This window comes from Nocardia rhizosphaerae, assembly GCF_042650365.1.
GTDB lineage: Bacteria > Actinomycetota > Actinomycetes > Mycobacteriales > Mycobacteriaceae > Nocardia > Nocardia rhizosphaerae.
On sequence record NZ_JBHSBA010000003.1, the window covers coordinates 1,118,289 to 1,137,896 of the forward strand.

The following is a 19,608-nucleotide window of genomic DNA, read 5'->3' on the forward strand; positions in this document are numbered from 1 at the left end:
TGCAAGGAAGCACGGAATTTTCTAGGTCTATACTGGGCCGATGCCCGAACTTCCGCCGAACAAGCATCAGGAGAAGAGTCTGCGAACGCGGACGCTGCTGCTCGATGCCGCGATCGAGAGCCTGGCCGAGGTCGGCTACGCGGGCGCCTCGATCGCCGACATCACCGCCAGGGCCGGGGTCACCCGCGGCGCGCAGCTGCACCAGTTCCACACCCGCGCCGAACTCTTCGCCCAGACCATCGGGCACCTCACCGAGCGGCAGCGGGAAGCCATGCAGCGCAAGGCGAAAGGGCTCGCCGGTGCCAGCGCGGCCGGGGCGGTGCTCGTAGAGCTGGTCACCGCGACCTTCGCGGGTCAGCTCGGACGGGCCTCGGTGGAGCTGTATGTCGGCATCGCCAACGATCCGCCGCTGCGGCGCGAAATGCTGCGCGTGCAGCATGAGCTGACCGTGGAACTGCTCGATCGCTGCGCCGGGCTCATCGACCCCGGCATCCGCCGCGACCGGCTGGAAAGCGCCTTCTGGCTCACCATCAACCTGGTCCGCGGCGCCACTCTGGACGAGATGGTCGGGCGCGACCGGGTGCGCCGCAAGCAGGTGCTCGCCGATTGGACCGCGCTTGCCGAGATCGCGCTGGGGCGATAGCCGGGTCAACGCCGCGCAGCTCGCACACTCTTCGGCGCAGTGGTCCGGATCGCGACCGTTCGCGCGACTTGTGTGCGCTGGGCGCGGCATCAGCGCACGTGCCGGGACCTACCATCGGCGCATGGACGCAGACCATCAGGCCCGCCCGCTGGCCGACGACCAGGTCGCCCTGGTGGTCGAGGTCTTCCGGATGCTGGCCGACGCGACCAGGGTGCGGGTGCTGTGGGCGCTGGCCGATCGGGAACTGTCGGTGAACGAACTCGCCACCATGGTCGGCAAGGCGGGGCCGTCGGTCTCGCAGCACCTGGCGAAGCTGCGGATGGCCAGGCTGGTGCGCACCCGGCGCGACGGCACCACCATCTATTACAGCCTCGACAACGATCATGTGCGCAGGCTCGTCGTCGACGCCGTGCACAATGCCGAGCACGCCGGCCCCGGCGTGCCGGCGCATCACCGTGGGCCGAATGCCGAACCACCACACGCTTGACACGGAACACGCCGTTCACCCGGAAAAGTTGCTCTGGGAAACAATTGCCGCCAGGTCTCTTTTCGGTAGCATCCGATGTGACGCGGCTCATGCCGCGGCGGGACCGAAGGAGTTTTCGATGCTGAGCACCATGCAGGACGACCAGCTGTCGCTGGCCAAACTGCTCAACTATGCCGCCACTTTCCAGGGTGATTCGACCGTGTCCACCTGGACCGGCGACGGGGTGCGCACCATGACCTACCGCGAGCTCGGCGCCGACTCCGCACGGCTGGCCAACGCGTTGCGCGGGCTCGGTGTCGAGGTGGGTGACCGGGTCGGCACCTTCATGTGGAACAACAACGAGCACATGACCGCCTACATCGCGGTGCCCGCGATGGGCGCGGTGCTGCACGCGCTCAACATCCGGCTTTTCCCCGAGCAGCTGGTGTTCGTCGCCAACCACGCCGAGGACAAGGTCGTGCTGGTCGACGGCACGCTGGTGCCGCTGTTCGCGCAGCACCTGCCGAACCTGAAGACGGTCAAGCATGTGATCGTGGTCAACGGCGACGCGTCGGCGCTCACCGCGCCCGACGGCGTCACCGTGCATTCCTACCGCGAACTGCTCGACGCCCAGTCCGCCGAATTCGACTTCCCCGTCATCGACGAGCGCTCGGCCGCCGCGATGTGCTACACCTCCGGCACCACCGGCGACCCCAAGGGCGTCGTCTACTCGCACCGGTCCAACTGGCTGCACGCCATGCAGGTGAACTCGCCCAACGGCATGGGTTTCCACGGCGGCGACTACGTGCTCGCGATCGTGCCGCTGTTCCACGCCAACGCGTGGGGCCTGCCGTACGCGGCGCTCATGTCGGGCGCCAACATCCTGATGCCGGACCGTTTCCTGCAGCCGGGTCCGCTGCTGGAGATGATGGCCGCCGAGAAGCCCTCCTTCGCCGCCGCCGTGCCGACCATCTGGGGTGGCGTGCTGGCCGGGCTCGCCGCGCAGCCGCAGGACATCTCGCACCTGCGCACCGCCGTCGTCGGTGGATCCGCGGTGCCGCCGTCGATGATGCGGGCATTCGAGGAGAAGCACGGCGTGCGCATCCTGCACGCCTGGGGCATGACCGAGACCTCGCCGCTGGGCAGCGTCGCGCACGCGCCCGCCGGTGTCGAGGGCGAGGAGGCGTGGGCCTACCGCTACACACAGGGCCGCTTCCCGGCCAATGTCGAGGCCAGGCTGGTGGGTGACGACGGCAAGGTCGTGCCCAACGACGGTGAGTCGCTCGGCGAGCTCGAGGTGCGTGGTGCCTGGATCACCGGCTCCTACTACTCGCCCACCGGCGCCGAGATCGACCCGGACAAGTTCGACGACGGCTGGCTGCGCACCGGTGACGTCGGCAAGATCAGCCCCAACGGCTACCTCACCCTGGTCGACCGCTCCAAGGACGTGATCAAGTCCGGTGGCGAGTGGATCTCCTCGGTGGATCTGGAGAATGCCGTGATGGGCCACCCGGCCGTCGCCGAGGCCGCGGTGATCGGCGTGCCGGACGAGAAGTGGGACGAGCGCCCGCTGGTCGCCATCGTGCTGGCCGAGGGCGCCGCAGCCGAGGCCGCCGAGCTGAAGGGCTTCCTGGCCGACAAGTTCGCCAAGTGGCAGCTGCCAGAGCGCTGGACCTTCATCGCCGAGGTGCCCAAGACCAGCGTCGGCAAGTTCGACAAGAAGCGGCTGCGCGCGCAGTACGCGGAGGGCGAGCTCGAGGTCGTCACCGCGGAGTGAGCACGACAACGGCGGGCGTGGAAGGGTTTCCACGCCCGCCGTTGGTGTCCGCGATCGAGCCCCTCGACCGCTCCGCATCGCCTACATCGCGGCCCGCCCGATTCTGGACTGATGCCGGCGATGGAGCGAAGCGACTGAGCGGAGGAGGGAAGAATCGGACGGGCCGCGACCGCGGCGCCAGCCGCCGAGATCTCAGCAGTTGCGCAGCTCGGGGCTCTGGTTGAGCAGCTGGGCGCGCGGGCTGATGTAGCGGGTGTAGGTCTCGCCGCCGACCGCGGCGAGCGGGAAGGCCGCGACCCGGTGGCAGTTCTGGAAGGCCAGCTTCACGCCGAAGTGCCGTTCCAGGCCGCCGCGAATGGCATCGGATGCCAGGGCGCGCAGCAGCTGGCCACGGGCCACCTCGTCCGGCGGCGGTACCACGTTGTCGGCGAATTCGGCGTCACCGTCGCGCAGTTCACCGGCGACGCGACTGACGACTTCCCAGGCGTACGGCAGTGACGTGCGGACGCATTCGACGAATTCCGCGTCGTCGATATCGCCCTGTTCGGCGCGTTCGAGCAGTGCTGCTGGCACATCGAGGGACATGGCGCTCTCCTCCTGCTTGGGGGTGGTCGGCGGGATGCGATGCCCCTTCGAGTCTAAACGAAATCCGTTGTCAACAACCCTGGATTCACTCCGAAAGTGCTTTTCGGAGTGCGTTTTTCGCCTCGGCAGCCAGCTCGCCGACCAGTTCGCTAACCGATTGCTCGCGGGTCAGCGAATGCGCTTGCCCCGCCCACAGATTCACCTCGTCGGGGTTGCCCGCGGCCCGTGCCTGGGCGCGCAACGGCGCGGTGGCGTAATGAATTTCGGGGTAGGCGGCTGGGGCGTTCGCGGTGTGCCGCGCGAGAAAACCGTTGCGGATTCCGCGCGCCCGTCGTCCGGTGAAGGCGCGGGTGAGCATCGTCGGCTCCGTCGAGCCGATCGCGCCACGGTGTACGGCGTTGGTGCCTGCTTCCGGGCAGCGCAGCAGCGCGGTACCGAGTTGCCCCGCCGCGGCGCCCGCGGCGAGGACGGCGGCGAGGCCGGCGCCGGTCGCGATGCCACCCGCGGCCACGATCGGCCGGGCGGTGACCGCGCTGAGCAACTGGATGAGGGTCAGCAGCCCGGGCGGGTCGACGGTGTCCTCGGCCGGATCGTCGAGGAAGCTCGCGCGGTGCCCGCCCGCCTCGGCGCCCTGGGCGACCAGCGCGTCGGCGCCCGCGTCGAGGGCGATCAGCGCCTCGGCGGGGGAGGTGACCGTCACCCACACCTCGGTGCCGACCGCGTGCAGCCGGTCGACTTCGACGGCGGTCGGGCAGCCGAAGGTCGTCGACACCACCGCGACCGGGTCGGCCACCAGCAGGTCGAGCTTGTCGGTCCAGGCGTCGGTGTCGTGCTTGGGCGTGCCGAGCGGGTACTCGACGCCGAGTTCGGCGAGGTAGCCCGCGTAGCTCGCGGGATCGGTCACCGGTCCCGGCGCGAACAGATTCATCCCGAACGGGGCCGTGGTCGCCGCTCTGGTGGCCGCGATCTGGTCGGCCATCGCCGAGGGGCTCAGGTAGCCGGCGGCGAGCTGGCCGAAGCCGCCCGCCGCCGAGACGGCGGCCACCAGTTCGGGAGTGGACGGGCCGCCCGCCATGGGCGCGGCGACGATGGGGACACGCAAGCTCTCGAGCACCATGCCCCCGAGTCTGGCCCGTCGCCGGACCGTCAGCGTCCGTTGGCGGCGCCGATCACGGCCTCGGCAATGTGATCGTTACGCTCGGACACGGCTGCTACCTGGGACTTCGACACAGAAGGTTGCGGAATGGTCACGGCAGGGTAGAGTTCCCGTCACAACGGATGCCGAACCGTTATCCACGGGCCGGCAGCGGGAACCGCGAAGGCGATTCCCGGGCCGGTCGGAACACCGGTTTCGTTCTCCTTGTTGCCGGACGCTAGGACGAAACGTTGTCGCAGCACCGTATGGGCCCCGAATCCATCTCCGTCCAGACCCTGCTGGGTGACGGAGGCACTGGGCGTCCGAGCCGGCACCGCGCCGAACCGTCCAGGACCGATCGCGTCCGGGTCGCCGCCAGCGCCGCGGTCGCCACCGGCGCGCTGGTTGGCATCGCCGCCCAGGTCGCCCCCTCCATCGCCTACGCGGCCCCGCTGCTGCCGACGCAGAAGGACGACGTCGAGGAATCCGTCGTCCCCGATTCCGCTCGCGAGGCCGCCGAGGTCAGCCTGATCGCCGCGCAGCACGCCGCCGCCCCGGTCGCCGAGGAGCCCGCGCAGGTCGACGCGGTGGCCGCGCCGATCGCCGCGCCCGTCGCCGCGCCGTTCGGCATCGGCAACCTGCCGCCGGAGATCTCCGCCCCGCTCGCGCAGGTCGAGGACTTCATCCAGGGCATCCAGCACCAGGTCGCGCCGCCGCAGGCCGCGCGCCCGGTCGCGGGCCCGATCAGCTCCGGTTTCGGTGCCCGCTGGGGTGCCATGCACTACGGCGTCGACTTCGCCGACGCGCTCGGTGCCCCCATCCACTCCGTGTCCAGCGGCACCGTCATCGAGGCGGGCCCGGCCTCCGGCTTCGGCCTGTGGGTGCGGGTGCTGCAGGACGACGGCACCACCGCCGTCTACGGCCACGTCAACGAGATGCTGGTCAGCCAGGGGCAGCGGGTGAACGCGGGCGATGTCATCGCGACCGTCGGTAACCGCGGCCAGTCCACCGGGCCGCATCTGCACCTCGAGATCTGGGATCAGGGCGGCACCAAGATCGACCCGCTGCCCTACCTCGCGTCCAAGGGTGTGCCGATGGAGTGGGGCCCCTCCGCGCACTGAGCGTTCGAGGGCGGATATACGCTGGAAAGCGGAGTGGCGGAGGTTCGGTATGAACCCCGTCACTTTGCCGTGTGATCAGGCAACGCGGTATACCCGTGGTTCGATACTTCTCGGTGCCCACGCAATGGTGGGCACCGGAATCGGGGTGGGGTACCGGCGCGACATTCGGTCGGACTGTCGATGCTCGATATGATGGCTCGATCTGCTCGATGAGAGGTGAATGACCCGAATGGAAACTGCCCGCCGTTCTGCCCGCGGTACCCGCCGTCGCCGGTCGAGCAGTCCCACCTTCGGGCAGTTGCTGACCGGTGCGGTCGAGTCGTCGGCTAACCGGGTCGCCGTCCGGTTCAACCCCACCGGCGAGCCCGCCGACCAGCGCGAACTCACCTATTCCGAGTTCGATCAGGAGTCAGCGCGGCTGGCGAGGGAACTCATCGCGCGCGGGATCGGCCCCGGCGACGTGGTGGCCATCGGCATCGCCCGTAGCCTCGAGTCGGTGCTCGCGGTGTGGGCCATCGCCAAGACCGGCGCCGCCTATGTGCCGGTCGACCCGAACTATCCGGCCGACCGCATCGCCCACATCCTGGCCGACTCCGGTGCGGTGCTCGGACTCACCACCACCGCGCACCGGCACGTCCTCGGTGACTCGCTGCCCTGGCTGGAACTCGACGATCCGGCCACCGCCGCCGCCATCGCCACCAGGCCCGCGCACCCCGTCTCCTACGCCGACCGGGTCCGCACCCTCGACGAGCGGCACCCCGCCTACCTGATCTACACCTCCGGTTCCACCGGCAAGCCCAAGGGCGTCGTGGTGACCCACACCGGGCTGGCCCCGCTGGTCGCCGCCGAGCGCGAGCACTACCGCGTCACCGCCGAGGCGCGCGTGCTGCACGTGTGCTCGCCGAACTTCGACGTCTCGGTGCTCGAACTGCTGCTGGCGTTCTCGGCCGGCGCCACCCTGGTGATCGCGCCGCCGCAGGTGTTCGGCGGCTTCGAACTCGCGGATCTGCTGCGCCGCGAACGGGTTTCGCACATGCTGATCACGCCGGGCGCGCTGGAGTCGGTGGACCCCGCCGAGCTGGACGAGCTGCGGGTCGTCGTGGTCGCCGGTGACAAGTTCGGGCCGGAACTGGTCGGCCGCTGGGCGGTCGGTGAGCGGGAGTTCTACAACGGCTACGGCCCGACCGAGGCCACCATCCTCGCCACCAGTACGCCCCCGATGGACCCCGCCGCCCCGGTGACGATCGGTTCCGCGATCGCCGGTGTCGGTGCGTTCGTCCTTGACTCGCGGCTGCGCCCGGTGCCTGCCGGGGTGATCGGCGAGCTGTATCTGTCCGGCCCGGCCCTGGCACAGGGCTACCTGAACCGGCCGGGTCTGACCGCGGAACGATTCGTCGCCAGCCCGTTCGGTGCGCAGGGCGGGGACGCCAACGCACGGCTGTACCGCACGGGCGACCTGGTGCGGCGGGCCGAATCGGCGGACGGTGTCATCGAATACATGGGCCGCTCGGACTTCCAGGTGAAGATCCGCGGCTTCCGGATCGAGCTCGGCGAGATCGACAACGCCCTCACCGCGCACCCCGACATCGATTTCGCGGCCACCCTCGGCAAGACCCTGCCCTCCGGCGTCACCGCGCTGGTGTCGTATGTGCTGCCGCGGGCAGGCGCCACGATCGATGTCGCCGCCCTCGACGCGTTCCTCGCGGAAACGTTGCCCGGCTACATGATTCCGGCCTCGATCATGGTGCTCGAGCAGATCCCGCTGACTCCGGTGGGCAAGCTGGACCGCAAGGCGCTGCCCGAACCGGTCTTCGCCGCGCGTGAGTTCCGCGCACCGTCGACCCCGGTGCAGGAGATCGTCGCCGAGGTCTTCGCGGCGCTGCTCACCGCCGGCGGTGCCGAGGAGATCCGGGTCGGCGCCGACGACGACTTCTTCGAGCTCGGCGGCAACTCCCTGCTCGCCGCGCAGGCCGCCACCAGGATCGGTGCCGCGCTCGACACCAGGGTGCCGGTGCAGGTGCTGTTCGAGGCGAGTACCGTCGCCGCGCTGGCCGAGCGGGTTGAACGCCACATCGGAACCGGCTCGGGACAGCAACTGGTGCCCCAGCAGCGGCCCGAGATCATTCCGCTGTCGTTCGCGCAGCAGCGGATGTGGTTCCTCAACCGCTTCGATCCGGCGAGCGCGGTCAACAACATGCCAATGGCCGTGCGGCTCACCGGCGCGCTCGATCCCGACGCCCTGCGCGCCGCGGTGCGCGACCTGGTCGCCAGGCACGAAGTGCTGCGCACGATGTACCCGCAGGTCGACGGGGCGGGCCAGCAGCTGATCCTGCCGCTGTCGGATCCGCGCGCGGTGCCCGCGCTCGACGTCGAGACCGTCACCGAGGCCGAGGTGCCCGCGCTGGTCGCCGAGACCGCGGGCGTCGGGTTCGATGTCGCGCTCGCGCCGCCGATCCGGCTGCGCCTGCTGCGGCTGCGCGACGACGAGCACGTGCTGGTGTGCGTGGTCCACCACATCGCGGGCGACGGCGTATCGATGGGACCGCTGACCCGTGACCTGATGGGCGCCTACGTGCAGCGCAGCGCGGGCGCCGAACCGCGGCTGCCCGAATTGGCTGTGCAGTACGCGGATTTCACGCTCTGGCAGCGCGAGGTGCTCGGCACCGAGGACGACCCGGAGTCGGTACTGACCCAGCAGATCGACTTCTGGCGCACCCAGCTGGCCGGCTTGCCCGACCAGCTCGAGCTGCCGACCGACCGCTCGCGCCCGACCGTCGCCACCTACCGTGGCGCCACCCTCGACTTCCGTATCCCCGCCGACGTGCACGCAGGCTTGGACGAACTGGCGCACGCCCACAACTCGACGTTGTTCATGGTGGTGCACGCCGCGCTGTCGGCCCTGCTCGCCCGGCTGTCGGGCACCGGCGACATCGCCATCGGTACCCCGGTGGCCGGGCGCGGTGACGCGGCCCTCGACGATCTGATCGGCATGTTCGTCAACACCCTGGTGCTGCGCACCCAGGTCGACCCGGCGGCCGGTTTCGACGCGCTGCTCGCCCACACCAGGGCCACCGACGTCGCCGCTTTCGGCCATGCCGACGTGCCGTTCGAGCGCCTGGTCGAGCTGCTGGACCCGGCTCGCTCCACCACCAGGCACCCGCTGTTCCAGGTGATGCTGGCCTTCCAGAACATGTCGCGCACCGCGCTCGAGCTGCCTGGCATGACGGTCAGTGGGGTCGAGCTGAGCATTCCGTTCGCGAAGTTCGACCTGCAGTTCGAGATGGTGGAGGACACCGATCGCCACGGTGCGCCGCACGGCATCGGGGTCGGGCTCACCTATTCGGCCGATCTGTTCGACGCGGCCACCGTCGAGTCCATCGCCGAACGATTCCTGCGGCTGCTCACCGGAATCGTCGCCGACCCGACCGCGCCGATCGGCGGGCACGACCTGATGGATCAGGCCGAGCTGGACCGAATCCTGGTGCGGTGGAACGACACCGGGCACGAGCTCGCGCCTTCGCTGTTGCTCGACGGCTACCGGCGCGCGGTCGCGGCGCACCCCGATGCGGTCGCGCTGTCGTACGAGGGCGCGCAGCTCACCTATCGTGAGTTCGACGAGCGGGTCAACCGGCTGGCGCGCAAGCTGATCGCCGATGGTGTCGGGCCGGAATCGTATGTCGGTCTGGCCGTACGCCGTTCGCTGGATCTGGTGGTCGGTATGTACGCGATCGTCACCGCCGGTGGCGCGTATGTGCCGCTCGATCCGGATCACCCGGCCGAGCGGATCGCCTACATTCTCGATACCGCGCGCCCGGTGTGTGTACTCACCACCACCTCGGATGCGATCGAGGTGCCCGCGGGCATGCCTGCGGTCTTGCTCGATACCGTTGCGCTGCAAGACTTCTCCACCACGCCGGTGGCCGCCGCGGAGCTGGCTCGTCCGCTGCTGCCCGCGCACCCGGCCTATGTGCTGTTCACCTCGGGTTCCACCGGCCGCCCGAAGGGTGTCGCGGTGCCGCACGGGGCGATCGACAATCAGATCAGCTGGATGCTCGCCGAGTACCCGCTCGGTCCCGGCGATGTGTACCTGCAGAAGACCGCGACCACCTTCGACGTGTCGCTGTGGGGCTACTTCATGCCGCTGCGCACAGGGGCGAAGCTGGTCGTCGCCACCCACGACGGGCATCGCGACCCGGCCTACATCGCCGAAACGATCGCGGCGCAACGCGTGACGGTGACCGACTTCGTGCCGTCGATGCTCACGGTGTTCGCCGCCAACACCGCGCCGGGTGCCGTGCCGACGCTGCGCGAGGTGTTCGCGGTCGGCGAGGCACTGCCGCCGGAGACCGTCGCCGCGATGGACGCGGTCTCCGACGCGCGGGTGCACAACCTGTACGGGCCGACCGAGGCCGCCGTCTCGGTGACCTACTGGCCTGCGAGCGAACCGGGCCGCGGCTCGGTGCCGATCGGTGTGCCGGAGTGGAATACCCAGGTCTACGTGCTGGATTCGCGGTTGCGCCCGGTTCCCGCCGGGGTCGTCGGTGAGCTGTACCTCGCCGGTGACCAGCTCGCCCGAGGGTATGTGGCCCGCCCCGACATCACCGCGGATCGCTTCGTCGCCAACCCGTTCACGCCGGGCAAGCGCATGTACCGCACCGGTGACCTGGCGGTCTGGCGGACCAGGCCGGACGGCAGCGGAACGCTGGAATACCTGGGCCGCACCGACTTCCAGGTGAAGTTCCGTGGACAGCGGATCGAGCTCGGTGAGATCGAGACCGCGCTGCTCGCGCAGCCGTCGGTGAGTCAGGCCGTCGCGATCGTCGCCGATTCGCCTGCCGGGGAACAGCTGGTGGCGTACGTGGTGCCCAAGCCCGGTGCCGCGATCGAGCAGGCGTCGCTGCTGGCCGCGATCGGTACGGCCCTGCCCGCGTACATGATTCCGGCCTTGCTCGTCGAGCTGGCGGAGTTCCCGCTCAACCCGAGCGGCAAGCTGGACCGCAAGGCGCTGCCTGCGCCCACCTTCACCGCGAGCGAATTTCGCGCGCCCGCGACGCCCACCGAGGAGATCGTGGCAGGCGTCTACGCCGAGCTGCTCGGGATGGCCAGGGTCGGCGCCGACGACGACTACTTCGCGCTCGGCGGCAACTCACTGCTGGCCACCCGCGCGATCGCCAGGATCAACGAGGCGCTCGACGCCGAGGTCACCATTCGCGACCTGTTCGAGGCGCCGACCGTGACCGCGCTGGCCGCACGGGTCGCCGCCGGTGGCGCGTCGGCACGGCCCGCGCTGGTGGCCGCCGAACGGCCGCAGCGGATTCCGCTCTCGCTGGCCCAGCAGCGCATGTGGGTACTCAACCAGCTCGACCCGGCCTCGGCGTCCTACAACCTGCCCTTCGCGATCCGCCTCACCGGCGAGCTCGACGTGGCCGCGCTCGGCGCGGCCGTCACCGATGTGCTCGGCAGGCACGAATCGCTGCGCACCCGCTTCCCGGTGTTCCATGGCGCCGCCCCCGCGGCGGTGGACGGCACGGCCGCCCAGGAGATCCTGCCGGTCGACCAGGTGCTGCCGAACGGACTCGAGGTGGAGACGACCGGCGATGTGCTCGGCCGTACCGCCGAACTGGTCGGCACCGGATTCGACGTCACCACCGCGGCGCCGGTGCGGATCAGGCTGCTCACCGATGGCTCGACGGCCGACTGGCTGCTGGTGTTCGTCGTGCACCACATCTGCGCCGACGGTGCCTCGCTCGCCCCGCTCGCCCGCGATCTGATGACGGCCTACGTCGCCCGTGCCGCCGGGCAGCGACCGGTCTGGACGCCGCTGCCGGTGCAGTACGCCGACTTCGCGCTGTGGCAGCGCGAAGTGGTCGGCGCCGATGACGAGCCAGGCTCGGTGGCCGCCGCTCAGCTCGACTACTGGCGTGATCAGCTGGCCGGGGTGCCGCCGCTGCTCGAACTGCCGCAGGACCGCCCGCGTCCCGCGGTGCCGACCCTGCGCGGGGCCACCACCGAGCTGCGGTTGCCCGCCGAGGTGCACGCCCAGCTGGAACACATCGCGCGCGAACACAAGTCGTCGCTGTTCATGGTCGTGCACGCGGCACTGGCGGTGCTGCTGGCCCGGCTGTCCGGCACCACCGACATCGCGATCGGCACCGCCGTCGCAGGCCGCGGTGAGCGGGCACTCGACGAACTTGTCGGCATGTTCGTCAACACGCTAACCCTGCGCACGGTGCTCGACCCGGCCGGTTCCTTCGACGAGGCGGTCGATCTGGCCCGCGAGACCGATCTCGGTGCCTTCGGGCACGCCGACCTGCCGTTCGAGCGGGTCGCCGAGGCGGTCGCGCCGGGCAAGGGCAGCGCGCACAATCCGCTGTTCCAGGTGGCACTGACCTTCAGCAACAACGAGGTGGCCGCGCTGGAGCTGCCCGGGCTCACCGTGCAGGCGCTGGAGACCGCGGTGGCGGCGAAGTTCGACCTGCAGGTCGATGTCGAGCCACGCTTCACCGCCGAGGGGCAGCCCGGCGAGTTGGTCGCCCTGTTCAACTACGCCACCGACCTGTTCGACGAGTCGACGGTGCGTACGCTCGGCGATCGGTTCGCCCGCATCCTGACCGCGGTCGCCGCCGACCCGCAGGTCCGCGTCGGCGATATCGACATCCTCGACGAGCAGGAGCGCGCCCGGCTGCTCGCCGGTGCCGCGCAGGCGCCCGCCCCGACCTCGCCGGCCGGCGGCACCACGCTGGCCCAGGCCTTCACCGCCGCCGCCGAGGACGACCCGGACGGTCCCGCCCTGGTCTGGGGCGAGGAGGCACTCAGCTACGAGCAGCTCGACGCGCGATCCTCGCGCCTGGCGCGGCTGCTGATCGGGCGCGGGTTCGGGCCGGGATCCGGTGTCGCCGTCGACCTTCCGCGCGGGACCGACTGGGCCGTCGCGGTCTGGGCGGTGCTCAAGTCCGGTGCCGCCGTGGTGGCGTTCCCCGGCGAGCTGCCCGCCGAGCCGACCGCCAAGATCGGCATCACCGCCGGGGCGCCGGGCACCGGCGAGCTGGCATGGCTGGTGCTCGACGATCCGGCCGTGCGCACCGAACTGTCCACCCAGTCGGCGCGCCCGGTGACCTACGCCGACCGCACCAGGGCACTGCGCGGCGGCGACCCGGCCTTCGTCGGCCCCGACGGCGTGCGCAGCTACGACGACCTCGCCACCGCGGGCGCGCGGGTGCGCACCGACACCGACCTGACCTTCGAGTCGCGGACCTACGCGGGCGGCGCGCCGGACGGTTTCGCGGCGCTGGTCGAGCCGGTCGCCGCCGGTGTCGCGGGCGCATCGATGGTGCTCGTGCCCACGGCGGCCGAGCTGTCCGAGGCGCTCGCCGAGGAATGGGTGACGCACCTGTTCGGCGACCGGGCCGGGCTGGCAACGATCGACACTGCGGGGCTCGCGGATCTGCGGGCGGTGATCGCCGACGACGCCGCGCCGGATACGGTTGGCGACGCCGAGGTGGTCCTGGTGCTCGGAGACGCGCGTACCCAGGGCGCCTGAGCCGTGTCTTCGGCTGCGGCACAAGGAGTTTCGGTGATGGGTGAGGTGGATTCGCGATGACGAAGCCGGTACGGACCCGGCCGGTGCGCACGCGCCGGGCCAGGGTGACCGCGCTGCCGCAGCTGCTCGCCACCGCGGTGGAGATCAACCCCGACGGTGTCGCCGTGGTGCTGGCCGACGCCGAGCGCACCCTCGGTAGCCTGACCTACGCCGAACTCGACGAACGGTCGAACCGGATCGCCCGGCTGCTGATCGCCCGCGGCATCGGTGCGGGCGACCTGGTGGCGCTGGGGATTTCGCGTTCCATCGAGTCGGTGCTCGCGGTGTGGGCGGTGGCCAAGACGGGCGCGGGTTTCGTTCCGGTCGACCCGAACTATCCGGCGGACCGGGTGGCGCACATGGTCGCCGACTCCGGCGCCGTCTTCGGCCTCACCGTGACCGCGGTGGCCGACCGGCTGCCCGCCGAGGTGGCGTGGCTGGCCGTCGACGATCCCGCGATCGCGCCACGGCTCGACGAGTTCGCCGGTGATCCGGTGACCAACGCCGACCGGCTGCGGTCGATCCGCGCCGAGGACCTCGCCTACCTCATCTACACCTCCGGCTCCACCGGCCTGCCCAAGGGCGTCGCCGTCACCCAGGCCGGACTCGCCGGTTTCACCGCCGAGCAGCGCGCCAAGTACTGCGTCGAACCGGCCTCGCGCACCCTGCATTTCGCGTCGCCCTCGTTCGACGCGTCGATGCTGGAGCTGCTGCTCGCGGCCGGGTCGGGCGCGACCATGGTGGTCGTCGATCCCAGCGTGTACGGCGGGGACGGTCTCGCCGCGCTGCTGCGCAGGGAACGGGTGACCCACGCGTTCATCACTCCGGCCGCGCTGGCCTCCATCGACCCGACCGGACTCGACGACTTCCGGGTCGTCACCGTCGGCGGCGAGGCGTGGCCGCCGGATCTGGTGCGGCGCTGGTCGATTCCGCTTGCCGATGGCACGCACCGGCAGTTCCGCAATGTGTACGGCCCCACCGAGACCACGATCCTGGCCAATATCAGCGCACCGCTGAAGCCGGGCGATCCGGTGACGATCGGCGCCCCGATGAGCGGGGTGGCCGAGTACGTTCTCGACGACCGGCTCGGCCCCGTCCCGCCTGGGGTCACCGGCGAGCTCTACATCACCGGCGCCCAGCTGGCGCGCGGGTATCACGCCCGCCCTGGCCTCACCGCATCGCGATTCGTGGCGAACCCGTTCGACCCGGCCGGTTCCCGGCTCTACCGGACCGGCGACCTCGTCCGCTGGACCACGGTGCCCGATGGCGCCGCCGCCGCGGACGCCACGTGGTCAGGCTCCGCGATCGGCGCGCTGGAATACATGGGCCGCAACGACTTCCAGGTGAAGATCCGCGGCTTCCGGATCGAGCTCGGCGAGATCGACGCGGTCCTGGCCGCGCACGAGAGTGTCGACTTCGCGGTCACGCTCGGACACGAACTCGATACCGGCGCCACGATTCTGGTGTCCTACGTGCACGCCGCGCCCGGTGCCGCGGTCGATACCGCGGCGCTCATCGCGTTCGCCGAACGCCGCCTGCCCGCGCACATGGTGCCGACGACGCTGATGGAACTCGACACCATCCCGCTCACCCCGGTCGGCAAGCTCGACCGTCGCGCCCTGCCCGAGCCGGTCCTCGAGCACGCCGAGTACCGGGCGCCCGCGACGCCGGTGCAGCAGATCGTGGCGGGCACCTTCGCCCAGGTGCTCGACCTCGGTGCCGACACCCGGCTCGGACTCGACGACGACTTCTTCGCACTCGGCGGCAATTCGTTGCTTGCCACCCAGGTCGCGGCCCGGCTCGGCGCCGCGCTGGACACCGACTTCCCGGTGCGCCTGCTGTTCGAGGCGCCGACCGTGGCGGCGCTGGCCGAGCGCCTGGCCGACGCCGCCGGTGCCGGTGCGCGGCCCGCGCTGGTCGCCCGGCAACGCCCGGACCGGATTCCGCTGTCGCTGGCGCAGCGGCGCATGTGGTTCCTCAACCAGTTCGACCCGGAATCGGTCGCCTACAACATCCCGATGGCGGTGCGCCTGGGCGGCACCATCGATGTGGACGCGCTGCGGGCCGCCGTCGCCGATCTGGTGGCCAGGCACGAGACCCTGCGCACCGTTTATCCCGAGACCGACGGCGACCCGATTCAGCAGGTGCTGCCCGAATCGGCGGCCACCCCACAACTCGAGGTGCGCGACATCGCGGCGGACGAGCTCGCCGCGGCCATGCACGCGCTCGGCTCGACCGGATTCGATGTGCGCGCCGAGGTCCCGCTGCGGGTGGCGCTGCTGCGGCTCGATGCCGACGAGTCGGTGCTGGCGGTGGTGGTTCACCACATCGCCGGTGACGGTTCCTCGCTGACCCCGCTGACCAGGGATCTCATGCTCGCCTACGCCGCACGCTCGGCGGGCAAGGCGCCGCAGTGGCAGCCGCTGGCCGTCCAGTACGCTGACTACGCGCTGTGGCAGCGGGATCTGCTCGGTAGCGAGGACGATCCGGAGTCGCTGGCCACGGCCCAGCTCGCGTACTGGCGTGACGCCCTCGCCGGGCTGCCCGACCAGCTCGATCTGCCCGCCGACCGCCCGCGCCCCGCCGTGCAGTCGTTCGCGGGCGGCCGGGTGCCGATCGAGATCGACGCTGAAACCCACCGCGCGCTGGTGGCGCTGGCCCGCGCGCAGGGCGCGACCCTGTTCATGGTGGTGCACACCGCGCTGGCGGTGACGCTAGCGCGGATGGCCGGCACCGACGACCTCGCCATCGGTACTCCCATCGCGGGTCGCGGTGAAGCCGCGCTCGACGACCTGATCGGCATGTTCGTCAACACCCTGGTCTTCCGCACCACGCTGCGGCCGGGCGAGCCGTTCACCGAGCTGCTCGCGCGGCAGCGCGATACCGATCTCCAGGTCTTCGCCCATGCCGATCTGCCGTTCGAGCGGCTGGTCGAGGCGATCAATCCGGCTCGCTCGACCGCGCGGCATCCGCTGTTCCAGGTGGGCCTTTCGTTCCAGAACCTCACCCGCACCGGTCTCGAACTCGGCGAGCTGGCCGTCGACGCGGTCGACGTGGATCTGGCCGTCTCCCAGTTCGACCTGCACGCCATCGTCACCGATACCTACGATGCCGACGGCGTCGCCACGGGCATCACCGGCGTCCTCACCTACGCCACCGACCTGTTCGACCCCGCCACCGCGGGTGACTACGCCGACCGCTTCGCTCGGGTACTCGCCGCCGTGGCCGCCGCACCGCAGCGACCGGCCGACGAACTCGACCTGCTCGCCGCGCCGGAGCGCGACCGAATCCTGCACGGCTGGAACGCCACCGGCCATCCGGTCGCCCCTGCCACCCTCGCGTCGCTGTTCGCCGATACCGCGCTCGCGCACCCGGACGGTATCGCGCTGATCGCGCCCGACGGCGCTCCGCACACCTATCGCGAGTTCGCCGCGCGCGTGCACCGGCTCGCCAGGTATCTCATCGACCAGGGTGTCGGTGTGGAAGACCGGGTCGCCCTCGCCATTCCGCGCTCGGTGGAGCTGGTAGTCGCCATGTACGCGGTGGCCCAGGCCGGCGCGGCCTACGTACCGGTCGACCCGGCCCAGCCGATCGAGCGCATCCGGCACGTGCTCGACACAGCCGCGCCGGTGGTTGTATTGACCTCTGGTGCAGTGGAATTCGCACCGGTGCCAACCGACACCTCGGCGACGCCGGATGGCATCGCCGCAGGCCATGCGCCGATTTCTCCTGATGCCTGCACCGCGGCGTCGTCGGATGCCGAGGGTGCCGTCGCCCGTCGGTCCGCCGCCGACCCGGTCGGCGCATCCCCGCTGGGAGCGGGCCGGTCGTCGATCGCGCGCGCGGAGGGCACGACCCGAGTCGTCGCCGTCGACACTCTCGACCTGTCCGCCTTCGCGGACGGCCCGATCGCGGCGCGCGAACGTCGCGGGGTGCTGCGGCCGGAGAACACCGCGTATGTGATCTTCACGTCCGGGTCGACGGGCACGCCGAAGGGCGTTGCCGTGTCACACGCCGCGATCGTCAACCAGTTGCACTGGAAGACTGCCGAATTCGGACTGGATCGCCGGGATTCGGTGCTGCTGAAGACCGCGGCGACCTTCGACCTGTCGGTGTGGGAATTCTGGTCGGCCGCGGTGTGCGGCGGCACGCTGGTGATCGCCGACGCCGAGGGACATCGCGATCCCGCCTACCTGCTCGGGGTACTGCGCGAGCGCGCGGTGAGCACACTGCACGTGGTCCCGTCGATGCTCGATGCCCTGCTCACCGAGGCCGACGGCCCGCTGCCGACCACCGTGCGGCGGGTCCTCGCGATCGGCGAGGCGTTGCCGGCGGCGACGGCGCAGCGATTCCTCGCCCGCAACCAGGCCGCACTGCACAACCTCTACGGACCGACCGAGGCGGCGGTATCGATCACCGACCATCGCGTCACAGTGGCCGATCGCGGCACCGTGCCGATCGGGACGCCGGCGTGGAACAGCCGCGTCTACGTCCTCGACGCGCGCTTGCGCCCGGTGCCGGTCGGGGTCTCCGGCGAGCTGTATCTGGCCGGTGCCCAGCTGGCCCGCGGCTACTTCGCCCGGCCCGATCTCACCGCCGACCGCTTCGTCGCCGACCCGTTCGCCGCTGCGCCCGACAGCGGCGAACGGATGTACCGCACCGGCGATCTGGTCGCCTGGACCGCCGACGGTGAGCTGGAATACCGGGGCCGCACCGACTTCCAGGTGAAGATCCGCGGCTTCCGTATCGAACTCGGCGAGATCGAAGCGGCGCTGCTCGCCGTGCCGAATGTCGCGCAGGCCGCCGTGCTCGCCGACGCCGATCCGCGGCTCGGCGACCGGCTGGTCGCGTACGTGGTGCAGGGGCCAGGCGCCGAGCTCGCCGCGAATACCGTGAAAGCCGCGGTGGCGCAGGTGCTTCCGTCGTACATGGTGCCCGCCGCGGTGGTGGCGCTTGACCGGCTGCCGTTGAACGCGAACGGCAAACTCGATCGCGCCGCCCTGCCGGCACCCGCCGTCGAACCGCGGACCTACCGGGAGCCCGAAGGCGAGACCGAGCGCGCGGTGGCCGAGGCGTTCACCGAGGTGCTCGGCGTGGCCACGCCCGGCCGCGACGACGACTTCTTCTCCCTCGGCGGCAACTCGCTGCTGGCCACCAGGGTCGTGCACCGGCTGCGTGCGCGGACCGGCACCGAACTCACCGTGGCCGCGTTCTTCGCCGACCCGACGGTGGCGGGGCTCGGCGCCCGGCTCGCTGCCGGCCCGGCCGCGCTCGGCGGTGACATCGACGCGGCGCTGGCCACCACGCTGCCGCTGCGTCGCGACGGCGATCGGGAACCGCTGTTCTGCCTGCATCCGGTGTCGGGTCTGGCCTGGGCCTACGCGGGTCTCGCCCCGCACCTGCCCGCGGACCGGCCGATCATCGGCATCCAGTCACCGGCCCTGCGCGACCCCGACTTCCGGCCCGCCACTGTCGAGGACCTGATCGACCACTACGTCGCCGAGATCAGAACCACCCAGCCCGTTGGTCCGTACCATCTGCTGGGCTGGTCGCTCGGCGGGGTGCTGGCGCAGGCCGTGGCGACCAGGTTGCAGGCGGCCGGTGACACGGTGGCCATGCTGACCATGCTCGATGCCCTGCCCGGCGCCGATCTGGCCGACTTCGGCGCCGAACTGCGCGAATCCTTCCGTGAGCTCGGCATCCCCGACGAACAACTGCCGCCGGCCGACCGGCTCGCCGCCCTCGGCGACGACGCACTCACCGCCCTGCACGCGGCGCTGGCCGGCTCGACCCCGATCTCGTCGGCCCGCTTCGTCGGCATGTATCGCGGTGCCCTGCACACCGTCGGTCTGCTCACTCAGCTCGTCCCGGCCCGCTTCACCGGCGACCTCACCTACTTCACCGCCATGCGGACCACCGGGAACACGGCGGGCGGCGCCTCCCGCTGGCGCCCACACATCAGCGGCATCATCACCGACCACCCGGTCGACGCCACTCATCAGCACATGCTCGGTGCAGTGGCGCTCGCCACTGTCGGCCCGGCGACGGCCGGGGTGCTACCGGCATCCGGCTAGCATCCGGCGTCGCGCTCGCGCGTACGGCCTCGTTGCGCTGCGGAAAGCCCGGCGAAGACGGACGATGGCGGGTATGGTCCGCCGTTGTCCGGCAACAGCGCAGGTCATCGGCAAATCCGGCCGCTGCGGCCGAATGCCCTCGTAACAGGTGGCTTGCAGATTACGATTCCGTTGCTACAGGGTAGGTATGCCGTGCGCATGCCTCGGCGAGGCGTCGTCGGCAGCATC

The 19,608-nt window shown here is 70.9% G+C and carries 8 protein-coding genes; 6 read left to right on the top strand and 2 right to left on the bottom strand.

Annotation, left to right across the window (positions count from 1 at the left end):
• The first annotated feature begins 40 nt into the window (after positions 1-40).
• The 3 genes from ACFOW8_RS06890 to ACFOW8_RS06900 all read left to right on the top strand — a co-directional run bounded on the left by ACFOW8_RS06890 (position 41) and on the right by ACFOW8_RS06900 (position 2,886).
• Positions 41-643 (top strand): TetR family transcriptional regulator, encoded by a 603-nt coding sequence (locus tag ACFOW8_RS06890; protein WP_378547076.1) that lies wholly within the window; start codon positions 41-43, stop codon positions 641-643.
• A 121-nt stretch (positions 644-764) separates the two neighbouring features.
• Entirely contained in the window at positions 765-1,130 is a 366-nt protein-coding gene (locus ACFOW8_RS06895; protein ID WP_378547079.1) for an ArsR/SmtB family transcription factor, read from the top strand.
• A 118-nt stretch (positions 1,131-1,248) separates the two neighbouring features.
• Positions 1,249-2,886, top strand: coding sequence for a long-chain fatty acid--CoA ligase (locus ACFOW8_RS06900; RefSeq protein ID WP_378547082.1), 1,638 nt, complete (start codon positions 1,249-1,251; stop codon positions 2,884-2,886).
• 192 nt (positions 2,887-3,078) lie between these two features.
• Here ACFOW8_RS06900 and ACFOW8_RS06905 read toward each other — a convergent pair whose 3' ends face one another.
• Entirely contained in the window at positions 3,079-3,471 is a 393-nt protein-coding gene (locus ACFOW8_RS06905; protein ID WP_378547085.1) for an SCO5389 family protein, read from the bottom strand.
• Between the two features lie 85 nt (positions 3,472-3,556).
• Positions 3,557-4,588, bottom strand: a complete 1,032-nt coding sequence (locus ACFOW8_RS06910; protein WP_378547088.1) for a nitronate monooxygenase — start codon at positions 4,586-4,588, stop codon at positions 3,557-3,559.
• Positions 4,589-4,857: 269 nt separating this feature from the next.
• On the opposite strand from ACFOW8_RS06910, the gene ACFOW8_RS06915 reads away from it, so the two are divergent.
• The 3 genes from ACFOW8_RS06915 to ACFOW8_RS06925 all read left to right on the top strand — a co-directional run bounded on the left by ACFOW8_RS06915 (position 4,858) and on the right by ACFOW8_RS06925 (position 19,380).
• Positions 4,858-5,727 carry a M23 family metallopeptidase gene (locus tag ACFOW8_RS06915; protein ID WP_378547091.1) on the top strand — a complete coding sequence of 290 codons (870 nt, stop codon included), beginning with the start codon at positions 4,858-4,860 and terminating at the stop codon, positions 5,725-5,727.
• A gap of 229 nt (positions 5,728-5,956) precedes the next feature.
• A complete protein-coding gene (locus tag ACFOW8_RS06920) occupies positions 5,957-13,267 on the top strand; it encodes an amino acid adenylation domain-containing protein (protein ID WP_378548550.1) in 7,311 nt (2,436 codons plus the stop codon).
• Between the two features lie 83 nt (positions 13,268-13,350).
• Positions 13,351-19,380: an amino acid adenylation domain-containing protein gene (locus ACFOW8_RS06925; RefSeq protein ID WP_449289762.1), complete on the top strand. Its 6,030-nt coding sequence runs from the start codon at positions 13,351-13,353 to the stop codon at positions 19,378-19,380.
• Positions 19,381-19,608: the final 228 nt, after the last annotated feature.